Annotated in this window: 20 protein-coding genes; 15 read left to right on the forward strand and 5 right to left on the reverse strand. The window is 57.6% G+C overall.

The genetic code is table 11. The features are described from left to right. Positions 1-215: 215 nt before the first annotated feature. Positions 216-1,400, forward strand: coding sequence for a patatin-like phospholipase family protein (locus Q672_RS26825; protein WP_031226534.1), 1,185 nt, complete (start codon positions 216-218; stop codon positions 1,398-1,400). On the opposite strand, the gene Q672_RS26830 is transcribed toward Q672_RS26825, so the two are convergent. Next, positions 1,373-2,158 carry a glycerophosphodiester phosphodiesterase gene (locus tag Q672_RS26830; protein WP_031226535.1) on the reverse strand — a complete coding sequence of 262 codons (786 nt, stop codon included), beginning with the start codon at positions 2,156-2,158 and terminating at the stop codon, positions 1,373-1,375. The two genes, Q672_RS26825 and Q672_RS26830, sit on opposite strands and share 28 nt — an antisense overlap. Positions 2,159-2,291: 133 nt before the next feature. Here Q672_RS26830 and Q672_RS26835 point away from each other — a divergent pair, with 133 nt between their 5' ends. From Q672_RS26835 to Q672_RS26850, 4 genes are all read left to right on the forward strand, one after another. Continuing rightward, complete coding sequence (locus Q672_RS26835) at positions 2,292-3,455, forward strand: sulfotransferase (RefSeq protein WP_022985575.1); 1,164 nt, start codon at positions 2,292-2,294, stop codon at positions 3,453-3,455. Between the two features lie 115 nt (positions 3,456-3,570). Then, the gene (locus Q672_RS26840; RefSeq protein ID WP_022985576.1) at positions 3,571-4,734 is read left to right on the forward strand and encodes a glycosyltransferase; all 1,164 of its coding nucleotides are present in this window, start codon (positions 3,571-3,573) and stop codon (positions 4,732-4,734) included. Then, positions 4,727-5,470 (forward strand): polysaccharide deacetylase family protein, encoded by a 744-nt coding sequence (locus tag Q672_RS26845; RefSeq protein WP_022985577.1) that lies wholly within the window; start codon positions 4,727-4,729, stop codon positions 5,468-5,470. Before Q672_RS26840 ends, Q672_RS26845 begins: the two co-directional genes overlap by 8 nt. A gap of 176 nt (positions 5,471-5,646) precedes the next feature. Beyond that, positions 5,647-6,909: a hypothetical protein gene (locus tag Q672_RS26850; protein WP_022985578.1), complete on the forward strand. Its 1,263-nt coding sequence runs from the start codon at positions 5,647-5,649 to the stop codon at positions 6,907-6,909. A 182-nt stretch (positions 6,910-7,091) separates the two neighbouring features. Here the strand turns inward: Q672_RS26850 and Q672_RS26855 are convergent, their stop codons facing one another. Genes Q672_RS26855 through Q672_RS26865 form a run of 3 tightly spaced genes read right to left on the reverse strand, consistent with a single transcriptional unit; the run spans position 7,092 to position 10,018 of the window. Further along, positions 7,092-7,985, reverse strand: a complete 894-nt coding sequence (locus Q672_RS26855; RefSeq protein WP_022985579.1) for a carbon-nitrogen hydrolase — start codon at positions 7,983-7,985, stop codon at positions 7,092-7,094. A 37-nt stretch (positions 7,986-8,022) separates the two neighbouring features. Continuing rightward, positions 8,023-9,030: an agmatine deiminase family protein gene (locus Q672_RS26860; RefSeq protein WP_022985580.1), complete on the reverse strand. Its 1,008-nt coding sequence runs from the start codon at positions 9,028-9,030 to the stop codon at positions 8,023-8,025. A 43-nt stretch (positions 9,031-9,073) separates the two neighbouring features. Next, positions 9,074-10,018, reverse strand: coding sequence for a hypothetical protein (locus Q672_RS26865; protein ID WP_031226544.1), 945 nt, complete (start codon positions 10,016-10,018; stop codon positions 9,074-9,076). Positions 10,019-10,186: 168 nt separating this feature from the next. Between Q672_RS26865 and Q672_RS26870 the strand changes: the two genes are divergently transcribed. Both Q672_RS26870 and lolD read left to right on the forward strand, forming a co-directional pair. Continuing rightward, positions 10,187-11,422, forward strand: a complete 1,236-nt coding sequence (locus Q672_RS26870; protein WP_031226545.1) for a lipoprotein-releasing ABC transporter permease subunit — start codon at positions 10,187-10,189, stop codon at positions 11,420-11,422. Continuing rightward, positions 11,415-12,113, forward strand: coding sequence for a lipoprotein-releasing ABC transporter ATP-binding protein LolD (gene lolD / locus Q672_RS26875; RefSeq protein ID WP_022985583.1), 699 nt, complete (start codon positions 11,415-11,417; stop codon positions 12,111-12,113). Before Q672_RS26870 ends, lolD begins: the two co-directional genes overlap by 8 nt. On the opposite strand, the gene Q672_RS0117220 is transcribed toward lolD, so the two are convergent. Beyond that, positions 12,104-12,811 (reverse strand): DUF2062 domain-containing protein, encoded by a 708-nt coding sequence (locus tag Q672_RS0117220; protein ID WP_235047195.1) that lies wholly within the window; start codon positions 12,809-12,811, stop codon positions 12,104-12,106. The genes lolD and Q672_RS0117220 overlap by 10 nt on opposite strands. A 166-nt stretch (positions 12,812-12,977) precedes the next feature. Between Q672_RS0117220 and Q672_RS26880 the strand changes: the two genes are divergently transcribed. The 8 genes from Q672_RS26880 to murB all read left to right on the forward strand — a co-directional run bounded on the left by Q672_RS26880 (position 12,978) and on the right by murB (position 21,484). Continuing rightward, positions 12,978-15,215 carry a DNA internalization-related competence protein ComEC/Rec2 gene (locus Q672_RS26880; protein WP_235047196.1) on the forward strand — a complete coding sequence of 746 codons (2,238 nt, stop codon included), beginning with the start codon at positions 12,978-12,980 and terminating at the stop codon, positions 15,213-15,215. A gap of 47 nt (positions 15,216-15,262) precedes the next feature. Beyond that, positions 15,263-15,892 carry a MotA/TolQ/ExbB proton channel family protein gene (locus Q672_RS26885; RefSeq protein WP_022985586.1) on the forward strand — a complete coding sequence of 210 codons (630 nt, stop codon included), beginning with the start codon at positions 15,263-15,265 and terminating at the stop codon, positions 15,890-15,892. Continuing rightward, positions 15,889-16,314, forward strand: a complete 426-nt coding sequence (locus tag Q672_RS26890; protein ID WP_022985587.1) for an ExbD/TolR family protein — start codon at positions 15,889-15,891, stop codon at positions 16,312-16,314. The genes Q672_RS26885 and Q672_RS26890 overlap by 4 nt, the downstream gene beginning before the upstream one ends. After that, complete coding sequence (gene msbA / locus Q672_RS26895) at positions 16,311-18,053, forward strand: lipid A export permease/ATP-binding protein MsbA (protein ID WP_022985588.1); 1,743 nt, start codon at positions 16,311-16,313, stop codon at positions 18,051-18,053. The genes Q672_RS26890 and msbA overlap by 4 nt, the downstream gene beginning before the upstream one ends. Positions 18,054-18,085: 32 nt before the next feature. Next, complete coding sequence (gene lpxK / locus Q672_RS26900) at positions 18,086-19,066, forward strand: tetraacyldisaccharide 4'-kinase (protein ID WP_031226548.1); 981 nt, start codon at positions 18,086-18,088, stop codon at positions 19,064-19,066. A 158-nt stretch (positions 19,067-19,224) separates the two neighbouring features. After that, positions 19,225-19,980: a 3-deoxy-manno-octulosonate cytidylyltransferase gene (kdsB, locus tag Q672_RS26905; protein ID WP_022985590.1), complete on the forward strand. Its 756-nt coding sequence runs from the start codon at positions 19,225-19,227 to the stop codon at positions 19,978-19,980. Continuing rightward, the gene (locus tag Q672_RS26910; protein WP_031226549.1) at positions 19,980-20,453 is read left to right on the forward strand and encodes a low molecular weight protein-tyrosine-phosphatase; all 474 of its coding nucleotides are present in this window, start codon (positions 19,980-19,982) and stop codon (positions 20,451-20,453) included. The genes kdsB and Q672_RS26910 overlap by 1 nt, the downstream gene beginning before the upstream one ends. Further along, positions 20,450-21,484: a UDP-N-acetylmuramate dehydrogenase gene (gene murB, locus Q672_RS26915; protein ID WP_022985592.1), complete on the forward strand. Its 1,035-nt coding sequence runs from the start codon at positions 20,450-20,452 to the stop codon at positions 21,482-21,484. The genes Q672_RS26910 and murB overlap by 4 nt, the downstream gene beginning before the upstream one ends. The last annotated feature ends 67 nt before the right edge of the window (positions 21,485-21,551 follow it).

Below are 21,551 nucleotides of genomic sequence, written 5' to 3' on the forward strand. Positions count from 1 at the left end.
CGAACCAGCCTGAAAGACTGACCACGCAAGGAGTTATTCAGAGGTTCCCTAGCATAAGGCACCTGTGGCACCCGCAACCAGCGGATTCTTGATGCGCGAAAAGGGTAATCGGCACAGCGGTTGCAACGTCATGTGAAAGCCCGTCATCCGGCGTTTGTAGAGTCTGGCGAGTGGCGATGGCTGTGGGCATACTGGAGGCAACCAAGGAGGCGTTGATGCAGCAGAAGGATCCGGTCCGTGGACTGGTGTTATCCGGTGGGGGAGCCCGAGGGGCGTACCAGGTAGGCGTATTGTCGGCCATGGCCGACATGCTGGATCGCGGCGCCCCCAACCCTTTTCCGATCATCTGTGGTACCTCTGCGGGCGCGATCAATGCGTCTGCACTGGCTGCCAATGCGGGCAACTACCGTTCTGCCGTTCGGGGGCTGGAGCGGGTATGGTCCAACATTACTGCCGAACAGGTTTACCGCACCGATTTGTATGCCTGTCTGCGGGGGATTTTGCGCTGGTTTTTTTCCGGGTTCACCACCGGGCGGACTCCCGAGCGCAGTGCCTTGCTGGACAACCTGCCGCTGCAACGGTTGCTAAGCCTGGTGGTCAATTTTCAACGCATTCAGGGCAACCTGGATCAGGGGCATCTGCGTGCACTGGCGATTACCGCCTCCAGTTATGCCACAGGAGAGTCCGTCAGTTTTTTTCAGGGCAAAGATGATCTGGCTGAATGGGTGCGTGCGCGTCGCAAGGGCAAGCGTTCCACCATTGGTGTCGAGCATCTGTTGGCATCGGCGGCGATCCCGATTCTGTTTCCTGCTGGTAAGGTTGATGGCGGTTATTACGGTGATGGAGCCTTGCGCCAGTTGGCACCGCTAAGCCCTGCCTTGCATCTGGGCGCTTCCCGGCTACTGGTGATTGGTGTCTCTGGCAATGTCAGTGCAGGGCACCAGCGCGTCCTGAGCGGCTATCCGTCCATGGCCCAGGTGCTGGGACACGTTCTTAACAGCGTGTTTGTCGATACCCTGGAAGGGGATGTGGAGCGGCTGGAGCGCATCAACAATACGGTCAGGGCGTTGGGAGAAAGAGCGCGCCGCAAGCACGGTATTGCCCTCAAGGAAGTGGATGTACTGAAGATCTACCCCTCGCGGCCGATCGATGAAATCGCTGCGGAGCATATCGGGGAGCTGCCCAAGGGCCTGCGTTTCTTCTTGCGTGGGTCGGGGGCGACCCGTTCGCCGGGGGCCAGCGCTATGAGCTACCTGCTGTTCGAGCCCGGTTTCACCAACGCCTTGATTGAAATGGGCCGCAAGGATGCCTTGGCCCGCAAAGAGGAAATCCTGTCGTTCTTCAGTGACGAACCGCTTTACCGACCGGAGCCTCAGTCGGAAACGGAAGACGAGGCGTAACGCTGCCGACTGCGGAAGTGGCTGACGAAACTGGTGGGGTAGTCGGTGATGATGCTGTCTACCTTGAGTCTGGCCAACCGCTCGGCTTCAGTCAGATCATTGACGGTCCACACCGACACTTTCAAACCTCGCCGGCGTGCCCGGCGCATCAACGCCGGGGTGACCAGGGAAAAGTGCGGAATCACCCAGCTACAGCCCAGGCCCTGGGCACGGCGGGTCGGTTGCAGATAGCGGTACTGGCAGACGTAGCCACGCTCGATATCCGGTGCCATGGTGCCGATCATGCGCAGAAAGCCGGTATGACTGGAGGTGATCACCACCCGTGATTGCAGTTGCTGGTCATGAATCATGTGGCTGAGGTGGTGGGCCAGTTGATGCAGCACGTGGCGGTCGGCCCCTTTCACTTCAAACTGAAACCGCATCTGCGGCCCGCACAGGTCGACCACTTCCTGCAATGAGGGAATGCCGGTGGGGCTATGCCAGCCGGGAGTGTTACGTCGGGCATCCATGACGCCCAGCTGCGCTCGCGTATATTGCCGCACGTTGCCGCGAACGCCTGTGGTTCGTGTGACATCGCTGTCATGTAGCACAATCAGTTGACCGTCAGAGGACAGCCGTACGTCCAGCTCCATCTCCGTGACACCGGCCTCGACGGCCACCTGAAAGCTGGCCAGGGTGTTTTCCGGGGCTTCGCCACGGGCGCCACGATGCCCGACGAGGGCGGGGTGCAGGTGGACAGGGGTTGCTGGAGGAGTCATGGCAATATTCATACGGGCATTGTTTGCGAGAAAGATGACAGCGCTGTGACCTGGACACAAGAGGGTAAGGTGTCATTTTTATGACTTATCGCAAGGCTAGCCTTGCGCAGTAGGTTACCGAGGAGCCAGTCGATTGAATAACGCCCTGTCCGTCATCAAACAATACCTGCGAGGTATTCCGGCCAGTGCCTTTCCTGATTACGGGATTGGCCGGCGAGGAGCATCGTTGCAACGGCTGTTGGTGATCGTGTTGTTCTGGCCGGTATTTCTGCTGGTGCAGTTGATCAATGGGGCGGGACTGCTGCTCGACTATGTACTGTTTCCGGACTTTCGCCGCGTTACGGTGCGCGAGCCTTTGTTTGTCGTGGGAGTGCCACGCAGTGGCACGACCTTTCTGCACCGGTTGTTGGCGCTGGATCAGCGTTTTACGACGACGGCATTATGGGAATTGCTGTTTGCTCCATCCATTACGCAACGTTATTTCTGGACTGCCATAGCCTCACTGGATGCGAGAATCGGCAAACCGGCCGGGCGCCTGCTGCTGTGGCTGGAGCGACGTTTGTTGGGTGGCCTGGATGGTGTGCACAAGACCGGTCTGCGGGACCCTGAAGAAGACTACCTTGGACTGATTCCGGTGTGGGGCTGTTTTCTGATGGTGCTGGTGGTGCCATCTCCTTCCTTGTGGCGCCTGACGTTTCTGGACCGCGATGGCTCTCCCGCAGAAAAACGCCGGCTAATGGCGGCCTATCGCCGTTTTGTGCAGCGGCATTTGTATTTCCATGGCCAGGACAAGCAGTTGCTGTCGAAAAACCCTTCGTTTACTCCGTGGATGCAGACCCTGGCGGACGCCTTTCCTGATGCGCGCTTCATTGGCTGCCTGCGTAATCCGGATGCCTCCGTGCCCTCACAGATCAACTCGATTCTGATTGGAGCACGGCTTTTCGAGGGGCGTGACACCACCACTTACTGGCGAGACGGGTTCATGGCGATGCTGGATTATTACTATCGGCATCTGCTGGAGGTGCTCGACACCCTTCCTGAATCGCGACAGGGATTGTCGGTCATGGAAGTGTTGGCAGATCGTCCTGCAGAGGTTGTTGCACAACTGTATGTTCGTTTCGGTTGGACCCTCGATCTGGCGTTCCGCGAACGTCTTGCGGAACAAGACCGTAAGGCAAAAGGCTATCGCAGCGGCCACCATTACGATCCGCAATCGCTGGGTGTCAGCCCAGAGGAGCTGAACGCGGTATTTGGTTGGGTCTACGACCGCTTCGGTTATTCACGGCCCGAGGCCTGAATGTCTTTGCGTGATCTGCCGTTGACTCATTGGCTGTCACATCTTGTCGCAAATTCCCGTTGGCTTTTTGTTGCTTGTCACAATTCGGAAATGGCCGCTGGTAATACTCGCGGCCATGGATACCAAAACGCTTCGTGTACTGTTTGTGGTGGATGCGATCAAAGGCCGGAATGGCGTTGGTGCCTATTTCCAGGATCTGGTATCGCATCTTGAAGACCGTGTAGAGCGGGTGGAACTGGTGCAACCCTGTTTGCAGGATCCCCACCCCTGTCAAGGCGCATCCATGCCGATTCCCGGTGACCCGACCCAGCGCCTTTTCTTCCCCCGGATACGTGAGCTCAGTGCTCTGGTGTGGGAGATGAAGCCTCACGTCATCGTTATTCCCGGCCCTGGTATTTTCTCCATGATCGGCTACTGGATTGCCCGAAAATGGGGAATCCCTGTTTGCGTTACCTTCCAGACGGATTACAACCGATTGGTAGAACTCTATTGGGGCAAGCGACTGGCCAAGCTGGCCGGGGGCTTTCTGAACTGGATCAACCGAACGCTGTTTCAGGGAAGTGAAACGGCGGCGACGATCTGCGAATCCATGATTGCCCAGGCCAGAGAAGCCGGGGCGCGTAACCCGCAGCTTGTTGGCACGCCGCTGGCCAGAGAGTTTGTGCAGACACCGCTGCAACCTCTGGCTGATGACGTAAACAAAGTGTGCTACGTGGGGCGCCTTGCGGCAGAAAAAAATATCGAATCCTTCCTGGAGCTGGCTGCGGCGCGTCCGGATCTGGAATTTCATGTGGCAGGGGATGGTCCCTTGCGTGCCAAAGTGGATCAGGCCTGTGACCGTCTGAGCAATCTTCACTGCCATGGCTGGTGCACTCGTGAGCAAGTGGTAGCGCTGGTGGACCAGTGTGAGGTGCTGGTGTTGCCGTCCTCGGTGGAGGCATTTGGCACCGTAGCACTTGAAGCCATGGCCCGCCAGCGACTGGTGATTACCACGCCCGCTTGCGGGATCAATGAATGGCCGGCGCTGGCGCGTGGGCTTTGGGTTATGCAGCCGGACGAAACGTTGAGCGACACCCTTGATCGTCTGGCAAGACTGACAAGCGATGAGCGCCAGGCCAAGGCGGCGAGCGCGCGTGAGGCCGCACTGGCCATGAATAACCATGCTATCGAACACTGGGGTAGCGTGCTTGCCCACTGTGCGACGCTGAAGCCCCGCGCCGCCAGCCTGCCGTCGCCGACACTGGCATTGTTACGCCGTTTGAGTAGCCACCATGCCTGATGCTCTGTCTGCATTGGTGAGCATCCATGACGTGATGCCGGAAACTCGAGAGCAGGTCACGACCATGCTCTCACGACTCCAGCTGGCGCCGGAACACGTCACTTTGTTGGTAGTGCCCGGGCGAGACTGGTCCGCGGACGACATCGCCTGGTTGCGTGATTTGCAGCAAAAAGGTCATCCACTGGCGGGGCATGGTTGGCTTCATCGTTGCCAACCTCCTGTTTCTCTCTATCATCGATTACACAGTCTGGTGCTGTCCCGAACCGTCGCTGAACACCTCTCTTTCAGTGCAGAGGGCATCGTTCGCTTGGTTCAGGATTGCCATGACTGGTTCGCAGAACACCAGCTCCCGGCTTCATCGCTTTATGTTCCACCGGCCTGGGCTCTGGGCGCGCTTCCGAAAGAACGTTATGCCGATTTACCTTTCCGATATGTAGAGACTCTTGCCGGGATACTGGATACCCGCAGCGGCCACACGCTGTCATTACCTTTGGTAGGGTTTGAGGCGGACTACCCGTTGCGGGCCTGGTTTTTATCCTGCTTCAACCGATACAGTATCGGTCGTGCGAAAAGCCTGTCGCGGGCCCTGCGTGTAGGACTGCATCCGTATGATCTGGAATTGTCACTTGCGAGCTCCATATTGCCCCTGTTGGAACAAGTAACAGAATTTCTGGATTACGGGGTTTTGATGCAGAGTGATGCGGTACTGGAGTCCTCAGATATCGCTGCCGGATAACACTTTTTCCCTTCTTGTTTACCTTGTGACCATTGAGGTCAACCCCTGATCGAAGATGTCAAAGTGATGGCGGATTGATGGTTTCTGCTATTCCGGATTCAGGCTATTTTGTGACCGCAAAGTCACGAATTCTGAAACACAGGAATAATAGCAAGAACAACAATGGGGCCGGGGCTATGAAGCGCAATTGCTCGATGTTTATTTTTGTACTGGCAGGCCTGCTGTGCTCGCCAGTGAGTCATGCTGAAAAAGATTACGACGATCTCAGCCGCGAAGAGATGAAGGCGATAGCCGACAAGGCTCAGAAAGGCAGTGAAGCTGAGGATGCGGATGGTTGGCAAAGCGAGAAAGTCGCCGTCGATGACAAGGTGATTTCCGGGCAGTGGAACAGCGTGCCGTTTCAGACACGATTCTTCGATTATCCGCCAGAAAAGCTCAAGGAGGCCTGGCCGGTGTTGATGCGTGCCCTGCGTATCCCTTATCCGTCTGCCGAATACCTTGAGCGACGTATTGAGCACTTTCCACAATTGAAGGCCGAGCTCGGTCCGGAATTCGATGGTAATTACCAGCACTTGTCTGACGAAATCCTGGAAGCCTGGCGCTTCTTTTTCCGTGGGGATTTCCGTGCAGCCAAGGAGCATGGCTCGCGGCTGGGCGCTTACGGCAAGATCCCTGCGTACCTGGCCCAGAGCGTCTATGCGGTGTACCTGACCGACACGCGGGAAGAGAAACTGCAGCTGCTTCAGGATGTGGCGAACCAGATCACCGATTACCTGGACCTGATCAAAAGCCTGAAAGATGAGGAAGAATTTCAGGCTGACTACATGACCTTGCGGTTGGGTTACGCGTTTTCCATTGCCCGGATTGCAGAAGAGGCATCACCGGTGGAATCGCTGATGAACAATTACTTGTTCAAGGTATCCCGGGCCATTGATGACACGCTGGAAATTGAACCGAATCATCCGGTAGCGCTGGCCATGAATGCGGCCAAGGACGCCAACATCATCCGTTACGTGGGCAAGCTGTTTGGTCGCCTGACTTTCGGTGCACGCCTGAGCCGCGTAGAGGATTACTTTGAGCAAGCGTTCGAGCAGGCTGATGATCTGGCCATTGTCCATTACGAATACGCCAACTCTCTGATTTATATCAACCGTAATCGGGATATCTACCGGGCCATGGAAGAGTTCAATGTGGCGATCGGGATCCACCCCAAAAGCGCCATGGAGGCGCTGGATTCCATGTACGCATCCAAACGCCTGCGTGAGATCAAGGATTACTACCTGAACTTCCGCAAGAGTTATCGTTCGTTCGAGCGTGAGCGCCGCGAGTACATGCTGACCACGGATGAAAACCTTTATAGCGTACTCAAGCCCCCGTTTCTGGTGAGTGAGTATCTTAAACGCAAGGACGCGGGCACCGAGCTATCCCAGGTGCATTAAGTTTAAAATCGCCCGGTAAGGGGCCGCTATTTCGGTTGCGGCGGTGTTGGCGCATTGGCATTGCCCTGCGTCACTGTATGGCTCTACTCAGTTGCCCGGGGATAGTATTTGAAGAGATAGTAGAGCCTGGAATTGGGCACGATTGAGGCATTCCCGGGCTAACCCGGGAATGCGGTCGTTAATCAGTCCCTGAAACGCTTGGTCAGGTCGCCATAGGCATCCACGCGGCGATCACGCAGGTAAGGCCAGATACGACGTACGGATTCGCTGCGTTGCAGATTCACTTCGGCGATCAGGATTTGCTCGCTGTCACTGTCTGCCTGGGCCAGATACTCACCCTGAGGACCACACACAAAGCTGTTGCCCCAGAACTGAATACCGCTGTCGTCGGCCGGACTCTGTTCAAAGCCTGTGCGGTTGGCCACCAATACCGGTAGCCCGTTGGCGACACCGTGGGCTCGCTGGATAGTGATCCATGCGTCCAGTTGGCGTTGTTGCTCTGCTGGTTCATCTGCGGGATCCCAACCGATGGCGGTGGGATACAACAGCAGGTCCGCCCCCGCCAGTGCCATCAGCCGTGCGGCTTCTGGATACCACTGATCCCAGCACACCAACAGGCCCAGTTTGCCGACACTGGTCTCGATGGGAGTGAAGCCACTGCGGCCGTCGTTGAAGTCCGCATCCCCCGGGGTGAAATAGAATTTCTCATAGAAGCCGGGGTCATCCGGGATGTGCATCTTGCGATAGATGCCTGCCAGAGTGCCGTCCTTCTCCAGTACCACCGCGGTGTTGTGGTAGAGGCCGGCGGCACGTTTTTCGAACAGACTGCCCACGATGACGATACCCAACTCTTTCGCCAGTGCGCCGAGGGTTTCGGTACTCGGGCCGGGGATCGTCTCGGCCAGGTCAAACACACTGGTGTCTTCGGTCTGGCAGAAATACAGGCTGCGATGCAGCTCCTGCAGCAACACCAGCTCGGCGCCAGCGTTGGCCGCGTCACGGACCAGGGCCAGAGAATGCGCCAGGTTGGCGTTCAGGTCGGCGCAGTTCTTCTGTTGAATGACGGCTACACGCATGCTTGTTTCTCGCTGTCTTTCTTGCTGATAAGAGGACTCACAGGGCGCCACGGGGCAACTGCATGGTGACACAGTGCAGGCTGCCATGCTGCTCAATCAATACCCGACAGTTCACGGGGGTGACGACCCGGTCGCCTGCGACCGCCTGTAATGCTGTGATCGCTTCCTGATCGGTATCGCAGCCGTACACCGGCAACAAGACCTTGTCGTTAGTGATCAGGAAATTGGCATAGGTGGCGGGCAGCCGTTCTCCTTCCCGACTGTACTGCGGGGTAGGGAGCGGAAGCGCAACCAGTGTCAGGTTGTGCTGCCGGGCCAGGGTCTGGAGTTCCTGTTCCATGGCATGCAGCGATGGGTAATGGCTGTCACTGCTGTCACGGCACTGCACATAGGCAAGGGTGCGGGCATCCACGAATCTGGCCAGTGTATCAACATGGGCGTCGGTGTCGTCGCCTTCCAGTTCACCGTGATCAAGCCACCAGATGTCCCTCACCCCCAATTCCGCCTTGAGGCGCTCGCACAGTTCTGCTTCAGACAGATCCGGGTTCCGGTTGGGGTTACGCAAACAGTGGCGGGTGGTCAACAAATTACCCTTGCCATCGGTATCTACCGCTCCGCCTTCCAGAACCAGTGCCTGGGTATGCAATGGCAACAGCCAGGGCAGTGATGCATTCAGGGCATTATCCTGTTCGGCATCAAATTTTCCGCCCCAGCCGGTGAAGGTGTAATCAAGTAATTCCACCTGGCCATCCTGCTCCACTGCAAGCGGGCCGAAATCCCTTGCCCAGGTGTCGTTGTAGTCGGTGACGATGAGGGTCAGCCGTTCACGGGCAATGCCACGCTGGTCGACGAGACGGGTGATACGGCTTTGCATGGCTTCGTTTCGGCACACCAGCAAGACATGCTGATGATCCAGCAGGGCGGCAAGGATATCCAGATAACACTGTTCGGCGTCAGCCAGGTGATCTGCCCAGTCAGTATCTTGATCGGGCCAGGCGAGGAGCACCCCCCATTGGGGGTGCCATTCAGGAAGAAATCGGCGCATGTCAGGGTGAGTCCGTCAGGGAAGCTACATGCGCGCGAGTGTGCTACTGGCGGGCACCCCAGTCAATATAGAAACCGCCATCGGCAGCGCTATCTTCAGCGGCTTTTTCTACGCTCTCTTTTGCGGCTTCGGCATCGGTGGCCATTTCCTCTGTTGCCCGTTCAGCGGCAGCTTGGGAGCTTTCTGAGGCTTCCCGTACAGATTCTGATGTGGTCTCGGCGGTTGATTCAACTGCCTGGAGGGTTTCCTCCTGACCCACCTTTACCTTTGCTGCCGCCTGTTCGGGTGTTTGTTCGCCCGCAATAATGATTCGGCCTGTCACAGGATCAAAACGGAATTCGCCTTCGTTGGGTGAGGCGGTGGCGGGCTCGCTGGGTGCTGATGTCGCCGCGGGCTCGGGTTTGGGCTCGGCTTTGGGCGTCTGGGCAGGGGGCAGCGTGGATTCGGCGACCGGTGCCGAGGGGGTTGCGGCCTTGGCTTCAGGGGCGGCCGGGGCTGCCTCTGGTTCGGACTTGGCTGGTGCCGGGGTTTCCTCGGGCTTGGGCTCAGCAGCGTCGGTTTGCCCGGCGGCACCCGCAGGTACAAAGCGCCCGGATACCGGGTCGAAGGTCAGCTCGCCGCTGTCGGACGCAGGAACCTGTTGGGTAGCCGGTTGTTGGTCTGCAGCGGCGGGGGCGGTCTGTGTTTCTTCAATAGGGGGCAGACTGTCGACGGTTTGCGGACCGGAGACGACCGCAGGTGCCTGGCTGGCAGGGCGGTCCTGAACGGTGTGCAGGGTAACCCCGTTTTCAAAGTAGACGGTGAAGCCATCGTAGTTCCAGCGGGTAATGGCTGGTGTGCCCACCGGGCCCTTACTGGATAGCGGTGCGCCATGCTGGGCGCGAACCTGGGATTGGGGGGTGCCACGTTGGGGAGCGTCTGCGGCCAAGGAGGCAGCGGGTAGCACCAGCGCTGCACTAGCCAGCAGCGGCATTATTTTCGTTTTCATTATTTTCCCCCGGCGATAGGTATTTTCTTTCGATATTAGAAAGTTAGGCACGCTTATTCAACCATTTTGCCATCTAACGGACGCAGACCCTGTTCACAAAGCGAGTCGCCGGGGAGGTGGCTGATGTGATCGTAGTATTTGCCACCGGATTCGGGTTAAATGCGCTCCATGTTTAGACCTCTCTCATTTTATGTGGGGCTGCGCTATACCGGTGCTCGTGCCCGCAACAGTTTTATTTCGGTGATCACACTGATCTCGGCGTTGGGTTTAATGCTGGGTGTGGCGGTCCTGATTACCGTGCTTTCCGTCATGAACGGTTTTGACCGTGAGCTACAGACCCGCATTCTCGGCATGGTGACGCACTTGTCGGTGCATGGTCGTGAGCCCGTGGACGACTGGCATCAATTGGCGCAACGGCTGGATCACCACAATGAAATCAAGGCGATCTCCCCCTTTGTACAGTTGGAAGGGATGTTGACCCATCGTGGCGAGGTCGCGGGTGCCCTGATTAACGGTATTGAGCCGGAATCGGAGCGCAAGGTCTCCATCGTGGGGGACTACATGGAGCAGGGCGAACTGGAGTCCCTGGCGCCAGGTGAGTTCGGCATGGTGGTTGGCTACGGTCTGGCGCGGCGACTGGGGCTCAGCATGGGCGACAAGGTGACCCTGGTGCTGCCGGAAGCCACCATTTCCCCGGCCGGTGTCATGCCGCGTTTCAAGCGATTTACCGTGACCGGTATCTTTCGGGTGCGAGCGGAGGTGGATTCGCTCTACGCCTACGTGAATGTTGATGATGCCGCCAAGCTGGCGCGCCAGGCGGGTACAGTGCAGGGGCTGCGTCTGCGGCTGGATGACCTGTTCAGTGCGCCCTCGGTGGGTTGGAAGCTGCAGCGGGAGTTGGGGCCAGGCTATTACACCAGCGACTGGACCCGCACTCACGGCAACCTGTTCCAGGCCATCAAGATGGAAAAGACCATGATGACATTACTGCTCAGCTTCATCGTGGCGGTGGCTGCATTCAATATCATTTCCAGTCAGGTGATGCTGGTCACCGAGAAGCGAGGCAACATTGCGGTATTACGCACCCTGGGGGCGTCGCCTGGCACCATCATGCGTATTTTCATGGTGCAGGGCACCTTGATCGGGGTCGCCGGAACGCTACTGGGGACCCTGTTGGGTGTGTTGCTGGCCACCAATATCAGTAATCTGGCTGAATGGATCGAGACAACCTTCAATACGCGGCTGTTTGACGCCTATTTTGTGAATTATCTGCCGTCAGAGCTGCAGTGGAGCGATGTCATCACGATTGTTTCTATCGCGTTGTTCATCAGCTTTGCGGCAACCCTGTACCCCTCCTGGCGCGCCAGCCGGGTACAACCAGCGGAGGCCCTGCGCTATGAATGAGTTCCGCAGCGAAGGCAGCGCGGTGCTGCATGCCCAGTCTCTGGTGAAATGCTACCAGGAAGGCAATAACGAGCTTGAGGTCCTGCGCGGGGTGGAGCTGGTTGTTGAGCAGGGCGATATCCTTGCGATTATCGGCGCGTCCGGTTCCGGAAAATCCACGCTCCTGAATTTGCTGGGCGGCCTGGACGATGCCACTCGCGGATCAGTGTCCATCGCCGGTAATGACCTGAGCCAGCTTAACGATCGTGCCACCGGCAAGTTGCGTAACCGCTACCTGGGCTTCGTCTATCAGTTCCATCATCTTTTGCCGGAGTTTACCGCGCTGGAAAACGTGGCCATGCCGTTATTGATTCGTGGTGACAAACCTGTCGCATGTCAGGAGCGGGCGGCTGCCATGCTGGAGAAGGTGGGGCTGGGGCACCGCCTTCGCCACAAACCGTCTGCATTGAGTGGCGGTGAACGTCAGCGGGTGGCCATTGCCCGGGCGCTGGTCACTGAGCCTGCTCTGGTCATGGCAGATGAGCCTACGGGTAATCTGGATGAGCGTACGGCGGAACAAGTGCAGGCGTTGATGCTGGAGCTGAACCGCTCGTTGGGTACCGCTTTCATGATCGTGACACATGACCGGGACTTCGCCAGCCGCTGTCCGAAGCAGTATGAGCTGCACGATGGAGTGTTGCGTCAGCTCTGACGTGGCCCCTCAGTTTCTTCTTCTTTCTCGCCCTTATTCTCGTCGCGTTGTGCCGTCTGTTCCAAGCGGGCGGCCCGACGCTGCGCCCGAGCCCTCGCCCTTGCCCGCAGATTCCAGCTGCGGATCACTGCAAGCCGCCAGGCAACTTTTACTGTCAAATAAGCTGCCCCGCCAAACAGCATGGCGCAAAGGACGGAGCCGACCCATAGTGGGATCAACTGCTCAACAAACCAGGCGACGGTGATGTCTTCTCCGCTGTGGGGGGGCATGCCAAGGATCCAGGCCCCGATGCGGTAAGTGAAGTAGAAGATGGGGACATAGGTGACTGGATTGGAGATCCAGACCAGCATCACTGAGAGCGGCAGGTTGCAGTGGAAGCGCACTGCGAGAAATGCCGCCAGGCCCATTTGCAGGGGAATGGGCAACAATCCGGCAAAAATTCCGATAAACGCTGCGCCTGCAAGAGAGCGTCGGTTGATATGCCAGAGATTTGGGTCTGACAGCAGTTCGCCCAGAAATCGCAAGGATTTCTGTTCACGAAGCCGTTCGGGCTTGGGCAGGTATTTACGAAATATCCGTTTAGGCATGAACTCGTATCTGCTGGCCTGATCGGGCGTAGTGTGCCCGGAGTTTCCGGTCTGCTTGCCCTGCCGTAGACGGCAGGCTATCAGACCTTTTAGGTGATTTGCGTAGCGCATCTCTGGCAGAAACCGGGGGTAAAAGCTTACGTCCACTTGCCCCTGCGGCTGGCTATTATGCCCGCTACGACCACAAAGGCATACACCTGCCACAGGTAATTACCACGGCAAAACGTGGCAGAAGGTGAAGAGATTGCCAGGTGGCCCCAACCAGGGAGCAGATAAGGTGTGGTGGATAGCGGGGCTGGCCATGGTAGCGGGTGTCAGGATTGGCGTGCTGTGGCCGCTTTGTATGATGTTGCTCATGGCACTGTTGTGGCGCCCCCGGAAAAAGGCGCTGCTGCTTGCGGCCGTTGCCTATACGGCAGGGGTATGGCAGCTGCAATGGGCGATTAGTCAGCAATTGCCCTCTAATCTGGAGGGGCAAACTCTGCGTTTCGAGGCTCAGGTCGTAGCCCTGCCCCAGACAGTGCATGAATATCGCTTCGGTCGCTGGCGTTGGCGGCAGACGTTGTTGTTGGAGGTGTGGGGGAATAATCTCTGGCCGGGGCGTCATCGTCTACGGGTGAACTATTATGCGCCACCTGCACCCCTGCATGCGGGCGAGCGTGGGCAGATAGCACTCAAGCTCAGATCGGGGCGTGGTCAGTATAACCTGGCCGGCCCGGATCTGGCCCGACGGGATCTGGCACAAGGCATCCATGCGCGAGGATCTGTGCAGCAGTGGCGGGGGGTGTCACAGGGGGACGGTTTCTTGCGTTGGCGTGAGCAGTTAGCCAATACGCTTGCAGCGAGTCTGCAAGGCTCCCCGGTGGGAGCATCGGTTGTGCCTGCGCTCATTGTCGGCGACCGCTCAAGGCTGACTACGCAGCAATGGCAGGTTTTCCAAAGCACCGGGGCGGCCCATCTGCTGGCGATCTCCGGGTTACATATTGCGCTGGTGGCCGGGTTGGCGGGCTGGCTCGGTCGCTGGTGCCTCATGCCGTTTTGTCAGTACATAGCCCCTGCGCTAAGGCGCTATACCTTGCAACAGCTGGCGTGGTGCCCGGCCCTGCTGGCGGCGGTCGGCTATTCCGCCATGGCGGGTTTCAGTTTGCCGACCCTGAGGGCGGTGACCATGCTGGCCGTGGTCGCAATATCATCGTGTTTGAGGCAGCCTTTATCGTTGTGGCGCAGCCTGGCGGTCGCCCTTGGAGTCGTGCTGTTGGTGTTTCCCCTGTCTGCCTTGTCGGAAAGCTTGTGGCTGTCTTTCGGTGCCGTTGCCGCCATTGGCTGGTTGGCCATGGGGCAGGGGAGTCGCCGTCTGATTGTCTTGTTGCCTGTGATGATGAGCGTGTTGGGCGCAGTCTTGTTCGAGCAATGGTCATTGAGCGCCCCCCTTGCCAATATCCTGTTGATTCCGTTGTATTCTTTTTTGGTGATTCCATTGGCCTTGTGCGGCGCCCTGACAGGCTCCAGTGCGCTGTTGCAGGGCGCTGCTACGGGTATCGAACTGTCTTCCTGGTTGATGGAAGGTCTGGCTGGGGCGGTGATTGTGCCCGGAGTGCCCCTGCCCGGTGCATTGGCAGGGGCGTGCGTGATAGTCGCGCTGGCGGTGTTGATGGTGCCCGCGGTGCCGTTTCCTCGGCGTTTGTTGCCGTTGTTCCTGGTTCCCTGGCTGGCGCAGCGTCCGGCGCCGTTGCCCCACGGTGAATGGGAATTGACTGTCTTTGATGTGGGGCAAGGGCTGGCCCTTGCGGTTCGCACTCGCGAGCACCTGCTGTTGTATGACACCGGCTCATCCTGGCCGGGCGGCAGTATGGCGGCCAGTATCGTGGTGCCGTGGCTCAATCGTTGGGGGCAGGTGCCAGACCGGATTGTGGTCAGCCACGGGGATAATGATCATGCGGGTGGTTTGGGGGCTATCTTACCCGTTATGGGGGATTCCCCGGTGGTTATTAGTGGTGAACCCGAGCGGGTGGCCAATAGTGTGCCCTGCCACGCCGGGCAGAACTGGCGGTGGGACGGGGTGCGTTTTCGGGTGTTGTGGCCACGGCGGGGAGACGGCAATGCGCACGGTAATGATGCCAGCTGTGTGCTCCATGTCGAAGGAGGCAGCTTGTCCTTGCTTTTGCCTGGTGATATCACCCGTGAGAGCGAGTATCCATTGCTGGGGCATTGGCCACAGAGCGATCTGGTGGTGCTGGCCCATCATGGGAGCCGCTCGAGTACGTCGGCGGCTTTTCTGCGTGAAACTTCACCAGAATGGGCGATAGCCAGTGCCGGTTATCGCCATCATTTCGGCCACCCCCATGCACAGGTGCTGGAACGTCTGCGGGCGTCGGGAGTCACAGTTCTACGCACTGACGAGTCCGGTATGATTGTGTTTCGTCGGGGTGATGCCGATAATGTTCCGCTTATAACAAAATGGCGCCAAAATTATGCCCGGCCCTGGCACCAACCGGCCGGCTGGCGTTTCTGGTAACCCGACTGCGCCCTGGTGGGCGACGTAGTGAGTGAGGGGAGAGAAAGGTGCAGGACCTTGTGCAGTCCGGGGGCTGGATGATGCTCCCGATCCTGATTTGTTCCGTGGTGGCGCTGGCCATTGTCGTTGAGCGTTTCTGGACGTTGCGGCCGAGCAAACTGGCGCCGGCGGATACCGTTCCGCAGGTGCAGACCCTGTTGAAGCGGGGCTTGCTCAATGAGGGTAATCTGATCAAGTTGCGCGACAGTTCACCGCTGGGGCGTATTCTGGCGACGGGCCTGGCCAACGCCAAGCATGGCCGTGACATCATGAAGGAAAGTATCCAGGAAAGTGCGACCGGCGTGATTCATGAGCTGGAAAAATTCCTCAGCACGTTGGGCTCCATTGCCGCCATTACCCCCCTTTTGGGTTTGCTGGGAACGGTTATTGGCATGATCGATGTTTTCGCTGCGATCATGATTCACGGCACCGGCGATGCTGCCCAGCTGGCTGGAGGCATCTCTCAGGCGTTGCTCACGACAGCTGCGGGCCTGGTTGTAGCCATTCCGGCCATTTTCTTTCACCGTTTTTTTGTCCGTCGGGTGGAAGAAATTACCGTGGAACTTGAACAAAGCGCGGTACATGTTGTGGATCTGGTACACGGTGAACGCGAAGCCGAGCCGGGAGAGAAGGCGTGAAATTCCCCCGTCCAAGCCAGGAGGAAATCAGCGTCAATCTGACACCACTGATTGATGTGGTGTTTCTGCTGCTGATTTTCTTCATGGTTTCCACCACGTTTGATGACAAAACGCAGCTGGCGATCACCTTGCCACAGGCCGATGGAATGGCGCTTGCCCCATCACCGGATCAAGTGGAAGTGACAATCACCTCAACTGGAGATTATCTGGTCAATGGGGAAAAGCTCGCGGCGAACGACAGCAAGAGTCTGAGAGTCGCACTGCTTGGACTTGGGCAGGAAAAAACAGATCTCCCTTTGCAAATCTATGCGGATGCCAATGTAGCCTATCAGTCCGTGGTGCGTGTCTATGACGTGGCTGGGCAGCTGGGTTTTGTTAAGCTGTCACTCACCACCCGCCAATCTGCTGACGAGGCACAATGAGTCAATCCTCCGAGGAGGTGTGGCCGACATACAAGCGGCTGCTTTCCTACGTTCGTCCTTACTGGTTCATGCTCGTTCTGAGTGTCCTTGGTTATGCCATTTATGCGGCAACGCAAGCCGGCGCGGCGCAGCTGGCAGGCTATCTGGGTGACACCATTGTCAATCCTACCGACTTCCGTGTCATGGTGGTTTCCATTGCCCCGTTGGTGTTAGTGCTCTTTCAGGGGGTGGGACAGTTCATGGGCAGTTACAGCATGAATTGGGTAGCCCAGCAGCTTGTGTATGTACTGCGCAATGATGTCTTCGGGCATGTGCTTAAATTGCCGCAGTCGGAGTATCACAAGAATGCTTCCGGCCGCATCATGTCGAAAATCATATTTGATGCGCAGCAGGTAACCAGTGCCGGGACGGATGCCATCATCGTGATTGTTCGCGAGGGACTCACCGTCATCGGGTTGTTTGCTTTTCTGGTCTGGCAGAACTGGAAACTTACCCTGATTCTGATTGCAGTGGCGCCATTGATCGCTCTCGTTGTCAATGTAACCAGCAAGCGTTTCCGAAAGATCAGCCGGCGCATCCAGGCCTCCATGTCCAATATCACGCATTTTTTGGGTGAGGCGATAGAAGGCAGCGGTGAGGTCAAGATCTTTGGTGGCCAAGAACAGGAAGCGAGTCGCTTTCATTCGGTGAGTCGAACGTTCGCAAAACAGAATGTGAAACTCAACGCCAGTAAAATCGCCAGTACCGTTATCGTTCAGCTCTTTGTTGCAGTGGGTATTGGCGCTATTACCTACCTTTACATCCACCTAATGGGAGAAGAGCTGACCGTTGGCGGGTTCCTGTCCTATATCGCTGCTGCAGGCATGATCCAGAAACCACTCAAGCAGCTGACCGATGTCAATGTAAAGGTTCAGCGGGGGGTCACGGGCGCGGCAAGCCTTTTCGATTTGCTGGATACTCCAGAAGAAGTGGACCAGGGGGCCTACACCCTGGCAGGCAAAGCGAAGGGCGACATCGTCTTTGATGGTGTTACCTTCGGCTACGACCCACAAACGCCAGTGGTACGTAACCTGAACCTCACGATTCGGGCGGGAGAAACTGTCGCGTTGGTCGGTCGTTCCGGGGCTGGGAAAAGCACCATTAGCGCTATGCTTCCGCGTTTTTTTGATCCTGACCAAGGGCGAATTCTGCTGGATGGCGTTGCGCTTGGGGACTATGCCCTGAGCGAATTGCGCAATCAGATTGCCATGGTGAGCCAGCGGGTCGTCCTGTTTAACGATACGGTTCGCAACAACATTGCCTACGGCGAGCTCAGGGGTGCCAGTGATGATGCGATCGAAGCTGCTGCTCGGGATGCTCAGGCATGGCGATTCATCGAACAACTGGAGCATGGGCTGGACACGGCTCTTGGCCAAGATGGCGTTCAGCTGTCTGGAGGGCAACGTCAGAGGATAGCGATTGCGAGAGCTTTGCTGAAAGATGCTCCGGTATTGATTCTGGATGAAGCTACCAGCGCTTTGGATACTGAATCTGAACACCATATCCAACAGGCGCTTGAAAGAGTGATGTCCGGTCGGACAACCCTCGTGATTGCGCATCGTCTGTCTACCATCGAAAAAGCAGATCGCATCGTGGTGTTGGACCAGGGGCAGCTGATGGAACAGGGAACCCATGAAGAACTGTTAGCGAAAAATGGCCTTTATACCCAGCTATACAGAATGGATTTTGCCGAAGGGTAAACCCTCGGTTGCGGTTTTGGGAGCAGGCACACATGTCGTTAGGTGAGTGGATTCAGAAAGGGTGGTACAAGGGTAGCCCATGGCTGGTGCCGTTAAGGCCTTTATCCTTGCTGGTATCCATGGAAGCCTCTCGCCGGTTGCGCCGCTTTCGAAAGGTACGTTCTGATGCACCTGTTCCTGTGCTGGTCGTTGGCAATATCACCGTAGGCGGGACAGGCAAGACCCCTCTGGTCATTGCGCTGGTTAAGGCGGCCCAAGCCAGGGGGCTGTCAGTGGTTGTCGTATCCCGTGGTTACGGTGGCAAGACAAACCAGTATCCGGTCACGGTTTGCGAGCAAAGTGCCGCGTTAGAGGTTGGTGACGAGCCGGTACTGATTGCCCGCCGTACCGGTGCCCCGGTTATTCTGGATCCTGATCGGTATAACGCCCTGCAGGTGGCCATACGGGATTATCAACCTGATCTGGTTATCAGCGATGATGGCCTGCAGCATTACGCTTTGCCTCGCACTGCAGAGGTGGTGGTGGTGGACGGTCAACGAGGCCTGGGTAATGGCCGTTGCTTGCCGGAAGGCCCGCTGCGCGAACCGGCTTCGCGGCTTAAGGAAGTGGACTTCGTGATCAGCACCGGTGGAGGCTGGAGTGGTGCACACCCCATGATCATGCGCCCGGATAGTGTGGAGAGCTTACAGGGCGGGCACCGTCTTTCCCCCCAGGACTTTTTGCGGAGTCACCCTCAGGTACATGCGGTTGCCGGTATTGGCAACCCAAAACGCTTCTTCAATCTGCTGAACATTCTGGGTCTGAATATCATCCCCCATGTATTTGCGGATCATCATGCTTACCAACCGGCTGATCTGGCCTTTTCCGACGGCCTGCCCGTGCTGATGACGGAGAAGGATGCGGTCAAATGTCGGGCGTTTGCCGAACCGCATTGGTGGTTCTTGCCGGTGGAAGCAGACTTGCCTGATGGGCTGCTCGATCAGATGCTGGATCGAGCGCTGGGAAAAGACTAGCTACCCGCATTGGTTGTCATGCAAGTGGAGTGTTGTGGTCATGACAAGCCACAGGGCATGTTAAACGGGGTATCGGTTTGGTATTTCAGACCGAGGTTCGCCGTTGTTTCTCCTGGAGTTGCAGGCTTGTTCTTGCTGTTTTTAGTCACGAGGTTTTCATGAATTTTTATGTGGTAGTGCCGGCCCGGTATGCCTCCATGCGCTTGCCGGGAAAGCCACTGGCGGATCTGGCTGGCAAGCCGATGGTGGCCAGGGTAGCAGAGCGTTGCCTGACCAGTCAGGCTGCCAAGGTCTATGTGGCTACTGACGACCAACGGATTGCGGATGCGCTTGAAGGACAGGTGCCGGTTGTGATGACCCGCATTGACCACCCGTCCGGGACAGACCGCTTGCAGGAAGTCGCTCAGCAACTGGCATTGGCTGACGAGGATATCATTGTGAATGTGCAGGGGGATGAGCCCCTGATTCCAGCGGCTGTGATTGACCAGGTGGCAGACAATCTGAATAGCCATCCGGATTGTCAGATGGCAACCCTCTGCGAGCCTATCGAGCGGGCCGAGGATGTATTTAACCCGAATGTGGTCAAGGTAGTCTTCGACACCAATGGGCGCGCGTTGTATTTCTCCCGTGCTCCGATCCCATGGCATCGGGATGCGTTTGCCGAGAACAATCGGGATATTCGTGGTGGGCAATGGTGGCGGCACATTGGTATCTATGCCTATAGAGTGAAATTCCTGCATCAGTATGTGTCCTGGGAGCCTGCCACCCTGGAAAAGCTGGAATCCCTGGAGCAGCTACGCGCAATGGCCAACGGTGTGGCCATTCATGTGGCCCCCTCCTGTGAAGCGGTTCCCGGGGGCATTGACACACCGGAAGACTTGCAACGGGTTCAGGCCTTGTTGGAGAAGGGCTAATGTCTGTTTCAGTGTTATTTGTATGCCTTGGCAATATTTGCCGCTCACCTACGGCGGACGTGGTGTTCCGTCAGTATGTTCGTGAGGCGGGGCTGGAAGAGAAAATCCGTATTGATAGCGCAGGCACCGGCGATTGGCATATTGGTCGCGCACCGGATCCGCGTACCCAGGAGGCTGCGGCTCGTCGTGGTTATGACATGAGTAGCCTGCGGGCCCGGCAGGTCACGCCTGCCGATTTTTACGCGTTTGATGTGGTGTTGGCGATGGATAATGCCAATTTGGCGGACCTGGAAGCCATGCGCCCTTCCGATGCCAACGGTACTTTGGCCCGTTTCCTGGATTACGCCACCGACAGTGCAGAGCGAGAAGTGCCGGATCCTTATTATGGCGGTAACGATGGTTTCGATCAGGTATTGGACCTGGTTGAGGATGGAGCCCGGGGCCTGTTGGCATCGCTACAGGAGCGCTTGTGAGCGGGCTCGAACGCAACGCTGACCTGCGCGCACTCAATACCCTTGGGCTACCGGCCAAAGCCCACCATCTGGCGCGTCCCGCCACTCTGGATGCGCTCAGGCAATTGCTTGCCGAGCGAGATTTGTCCCAGCCGGTTTTCGTGATTGGTGAGGGCAGCAATCTGGTGATCGATGGGGATTTGCCGGGGCTGACCCTGTCGCTTGCGATTGATGGCATGGTCAAGGTCAAAGAAGACGACTCCCATGTCTGGGTAGCAGCGGGTGCCGGGGTCCACTGGGATGATCTGGTGGCCTGGACCGTAGCGCAGGGTTGGCAGGGGCTGGAAAACCTGTCTTTGATTCCTGGTACCACAGGGGCCGCCCCGTTTCAGAATATTGGCGCCTATGGTGTTGAGCTGTCGCAGGTGCTGGAGCAGGTCACGGTGATGGAAATCGCCTCTGGCAAGGTGCTGCATTTTTCTGCCGCTGAGTGTGAGTTTGCTTACCGCGACAGCCGTTTCAAAAGCCGTGATCGTGGCCGCTATATCATCACTGGTATCGAGTTGCGTTTGAACCGGCAGCCTCGCTGCAATATCGACTATGCCCCGTTGCAGGCGTTTTTCGCGCAGCGGCCCGGGGAGGCGGTGACACCTGCTGCGGTACGAGAGCAGGTTATTGCTATCCGTAGTAGCAAACTTCCGGACCCGACGGTGCTGGCCAATGCCGGGAGTTTTTTCAAGAACCCGGTGGTGCCGGCGTCGCTGGCCGCGTCACTGCAGCAGCGTCATGAAAAGCTGGTGAGCTATCCTCAACCGGAAGGCGTGAAACTGGCGGCAGGCTGGTTGATTGAGCAAGCAGGTTGGAAAGGACGGCGTCTGGGCCCGGTGGGTATGCACAGCGAGCAGGCGTTGGTGTTGGTTAATCATGGCGGTGCCACCTGTGACGATGTGACGGCGCTGGCTGAGGCCGTTTGCCGGGATGTGAAAGCCCGGTTTGGGGTTGAGCTGGAGCAGGAGCCCGTGAGGATGCCGGGGCCGACCCCTAACCGCTGATTGCTGTTCCTGATATGCCATCACGCCGCGGGCCGCAAAAGCCACCCGCCTGAAACAACAACGCCCC

This window comes from Alcanivorax sp. P2S70 (assembly GCF_000475295.1).
In the GTDB taxonomy this organism is placed as follows: Bacteria; Pseudomonadota; Gammaproteobacteria; order Pseudomonadales; family Alcanivoracaceae; genus Alcanivorax; species Alcanivorax profundi.